The 4,011-nt window shown below is 67.1% G+C and carries 4 protein-coding genes; all 4 read left to right on the plus strand.

The features are described from left to right. Nucleotides 1–177 precede the first annotated feature (177 nt). Complete coding sequence (gene tssA, locus QZY48_RS10080) at nt 178–1,224, plus strand: type VI secretion system protein TssA (RefSeq protein ID WP_295430657.1); 1,047 nt, start codon at nt 178–180, stop codon at nt 1,222–1,224. A 71-nt stretch (nt 1,225–1,295) separates the two neighbouring features. Continuing rightward, the gene (gene tssB / locus QZY48_RS10085; RefSeq protein WP_295430651.1) at nt 1,296–1,832 is read left to right on the plus strand and encodes a type VI secretion system contractile sheath small subunit; all 537 of its coding nucleotides are present in this window, start codon (nt 1,296–1,298) and stop codon (nt 1,830–1,832) included. Nucleotides 1,833–1,834: 2 nt separating this feature from the next. Continuing rightward, nucleotides 1,835–3,337: a type VI secretion system contractile sheath large subunit gene (gene tssC, locus QZY48_RS10090; protein WP_295430653.1), complete on the plus strand. Its 1,503-nt coding sequence runs from the start codon at nt 1,835–1,837 to the stop codon at nt 3,335–3,337. Between the two features lie 114 nt (nt 3,338–3,451). Continuing rightward, the gene (locus QZY48_RS10095; protein WP_295430655.1) at nt 3,452–3,940 is read left to right on the plus strand and encodes a type VI secretion system tube protein Hcp; all 489 of its coding nucleotides are present in this window, start codon (nt 3,452–3,454) and stop codon (nt 3,938–3,940) included. The last annotated feature ends 71 nt before the right edge of the window (nt 3,941–4,011 follow it).

The raw sequence follows: 4,011 nt of genomic DNA on the forward strand, positions 1-4,011 counted from the left end.
ACAACGACAACGACCAGGACAGCGTACCCGGGTCGGTCACCACATCAGTTCTGATCGCACCCCGGACCTTGACACTACTTGACACCGTCGGTTCGTCGCGTAGTATCGGGGCAACGCGATCTGATATTCGGTCGTGGTGTTCCAAGAGGGCCTCCCGATGCTTTCATCTTGCCCGCGATGAGCGTGCTCGCCACCGAATCCCTGTTGCAGGCCGTGTCCGCGCAGCGGCCCGCGGGCGAGGACCTGGAGTATGACCCGGACTTCCTCGCCCTGGCGGCGGCCGCGACCGGCACCCCGGAGCGGCGCATGGGCGACAGCGTGGTCGCGGCGCAGGAGCCGGACTGGCGCCTGGTTCTGGAGTCCGCGCTGGCGCTCTTGGGCCGCTCCAAGGACCTGCGCCTGGCGGTCCTCGTGACCCGCGCCATGCTGGGGCTCGAGGGGCTGCGGGGCCTGCAGGCCGGACTGGACCTGATCCACGGGCTGATCCTCGGGTTCTGGGATGGCCTCTACCCGGAACTCGACGCGAGCGACGGCAACGACCCCACGGCGCGGATCAATGTGCTGCTGGAACTCACGGACCGGGAGACGCTGCTCGCCCAGTTGCGCACCACGCCGCTGATCCGCTCGCGCGTCTTCGGCCCGGTCTGCGGCCGGGATATCGAGATCGCCCAGGGCAAGGCGCCCGCGGCCCCCGGCACCCAACCGCTGGACGAGGCGGGGATCGCCGGGGCCTTCCAGGACTGCGACCTGGACGGCCTGGCCGCCGCCGCGACCGCCGCGGCCGGGGCACTCGCGGCCCTGACCGCGATCGGCGAGGCCCTGGAGGCACGCATCGAGCGGGCCCAACTGCCCAGCTTCGACCCGCTGGCAGAGCCGCTGACGCAGCTTCAGACCGTCCTCCAGGCCCACTTGACGACCCGCCAACCGGGGGCGGCGACCCCCAGTGCACCGGACGCGGACCCCGGCGCGACGGCCCCGTCCACGGCGACCGGGGCCGCGGCGGCCCGCGACCCGGGATCGATCGGTTCGCGGGAGGACGTGGTGCGCACGCTCGAGCGGATCTGCGACTATTATTCGCGCAATGAACCCTCGAGTCCCGTCCCCCTGCTGCTGCGGCGCGCCCAGCGCCTGGTCAACGGCAGCTTCGTGGACATCATGCGCGACCTGGCCCCGGAGGCGCTGCCGCAGATCGAGAAGGTGTGCGGGATCGAGGACAACGCCTGACGGGGCGGCAGACCGGGCCAACCCCGGCGCGCTCCCCGCGGCCCTCTAACGACAACCAACGGAGAACGCCAGTGGCGAAAGAGACCAGCCAAAAGTTCATCGCCCGCAACCGCGCCCCGCGGGTCCAGATCGAATATGAAGTGGAACTCTACGGGGCGCAGAAGAAGGTCCAACTCCCCTTCATCATGGGGGTCCTGGCCGACCTCTCCGGCAAGCCCGCCGAGCCCCTGGCGCCGGTGGCGGACCGCAAGCTGCTCGAGATCGACGTCGACAACTTCGACGAGCGGCTCAAGTCGATGAAACCGCGGGTCGCCTTCCAGGTGCCCAATACCCTGACCGGCGAGGGTAATCTCAGCGTCGAACTCAACTTCGAGTCGATGGACGACTTCTCCCCCGCGGCCGTCGCGCACAAGGTCGACGCCCTGAACAAGCTGTTGCAGGCGCGCACCCAGCTCGCCAATCTGCTGACCTACATGGACGGCAAGAGCGGCGCCGAGGACCTGATCGCGCAGGTGTTGAAGGACCCGAGCCTGCTGCAATCGCTCGCCGCGGCGCCCAAACCGGCTGACCCGGCGGGCGCGGACCAGACCCCGACGGAGGCCAACTGATCATGGCCGCCACCGACACCCAGACCGCGGGGCAACCCCAGTCCCAGACCGACACCCTTGAGTCAGACAGCTTCGCCGCCCTGCTCCAGCGGGAGTTCAAGCCGCGCACCGACCGGGCCCGCGAGGCGGTCGAGGACGCGGTCGCCACGCTGGCCTCCCAGGCCCTGGCGCAGACCGCGCTGATCTCCGACGACGCGGTGCGCACCATCGAGTCGATGATTGCGCAGATCGACCAGAAGCTTACCGAGCAGGTCAATCTGATCCTGCACCACCAGGACTTCCAGCAGCTCGAAGGGGCCTGGCGCGGGCTGAGCTATCTCGTCAACAATACCGAAACCGACGAGATGCTCAAGATCCGGGTCATGAATATCTCCAAGCAGGAGGTGCACAAGACCCTGAAGAAATTCAAGGGCACCGCCTGGGATCAGAGCCCGCTCTTCAAGAAGCTCTATGAGGAGGAGTACGGTCAGTTCGGCGGCGAGCCCTTCAGTTGCCTGGTTGGCGATTACCAGTTCGACCAGAGCCCGCCGGATGTGGAACTGCTCGGGGGGCTCGCCAAGATCGCCGCGGCCATCCACGCCCCGTTCATCTCCGCGGTCGCGCCCGCCGTGATGCAGATGGAAAGCTGGCAGGAACTGGCCAACCCACGCGATCTGACCAAGATCTTCCAGACCCCGGAGTATGCCGCCTGGCGCTCGCTGCGCGAGTCCGACGACGCGCGCTATCTGGGCCTCACCATGCCGCGCTTCCTCGCCCGGCTGCCCTATGGCGCCAAGACCGATCCGGTCGATGCCTTCGACTTCGAGGAGGACACCGAAGGGGCCCAGCACGGCAAGTACTGCTGGGCCAACTCGGCCTATGCCATGGCGGTCAACATCAACCGCTCCTTCAAGTTGTACGGCTGGTGCTCGCGTATCCGCGGGATCGAGTCCGGCGGCGCGGTGGAGGGGCTGCCCAGCCATACCTTCCCCACGGACGACGGCGGTGTCGACATGAAGTGCCCGACCGAGATCGCCATCAGCGACCGGCGCGAGGCGGAGTTGGCAAAGAACGGCTTCATGCCGCTGGTGCACAAGAAAAACACCGACTTCGCCGCCTTCATCGGCGCCCAATCACTGCAAAAGCCGTTCGAGTACGACGACCCGGACGCGACCGCCAATGCCAACCTCGCCGCCCGCCTGCCCTACCTGTTCGCGACCTGCCGCTTCGCGCATTATCTGAAATGCATCGTGCGCGACAAGATCGGCTCCTTCAAGGAGCGCGCGGACATGCAGCGCTGGCTCAACGACTGGATCCTCAACTATGTGGATGGGGACCCGCTGCATTCGAGCGAAACCACCAAGGCCCAATTGCCGCTGGCGGCGGCCGAGGTGGTGGTCGAGGAGGTGGAAGGCAACCCGGGCTATTACAGTTCCAAGTTCTTCCTGCGTCCGCATTACCAGCTCGAAGGGCTGACCGTGTCGTTGCGGTTGGTCTCCAAGCTGCCGTCGGCGAAGGGGGCCTGAGGCCGCGCCCTGCTGCCGCCCGCTCACGGCGGCAGCAGCAACGGTCGGCGCTGGCGCTGACCGCCGGGCCCGGCCCCAACGCCCATTCATCCCACCACCCTCAGGAGCTAAGCAATGGCTGTTGACATGTTCATGAAGCTCGACGACGTCAAGGGCGAGGCCCAAGACAAGTCCCACAAGGAAGAGATCGATGTGCTCGCCTGGTCTTGGGGCATGAGCCAATCCGGCAGTGCGCACGCCGGCGGCGGTCAGGGCGCCGGCAAGGTCGCGGTCCAGGACCTGTCATTCACCAAGTGGGTCGACAAGTCCTCGCCGACCCTGATGACCTACTGCTCCGCCGGCACCCAGTTCAAAGAGGGCAAACTCACCGTGCGCAAGGCCGGTGGCGATAGCCCCCTGGAATACCTGATCATCACCATGAAGGACGTCATCGTCACGTCCTTGGGCACCGGCGGCTCGGGCGGCGAGGACCGGCTGACCGAGCACGTGACCCTCAACTTCGCCTCGGTCAAGGTGGACTATCAGCCGCAGAAGCCCGATGGCAGCAAGGACGGCGGCCCCGTCAAGTACGGCTGGGACATCGCGAAGAATTCAAAGCTGTAGCCGCGGGGCACGGCCTGCCCCAGACTGAGGAGCCGCGGCGCGTCCGCGCGATGCGATTGCGCGGACGCGCC

Source organism: uncultured Thiodictyon sp. (assembly GCF_903828115.1).
Lineage (GTDB): Bacteria > Pseudomonadota > Gammaproteobacteria > Chromatiales > Chromatiaceae > Thiodictyon.

Excerpts from the sequence above, each read along its gene's own strand:
- tssA (WP_295430657.1), top strand. The coding sequence starts at position 178 with ATGAGCGTGCTCGCCACCGAATCCCTGTTGCAGGCCGTGTCCGCGCAG.
- tssC (WP_295430653.1), top strand. The coding sequence starts at position 1,835 with ATGGCCGCCACCGACACCCAGACCGCGGGGCAACCCCAGTCCCAGACC.
- QZY48_RS10095 (WP_295430655.1), top strand. The coding sequence starts at position 3,452 with ATGGCTGTTGACATGTTCATGAAGCTCGACGACGTCAAGGGCGAGGCC.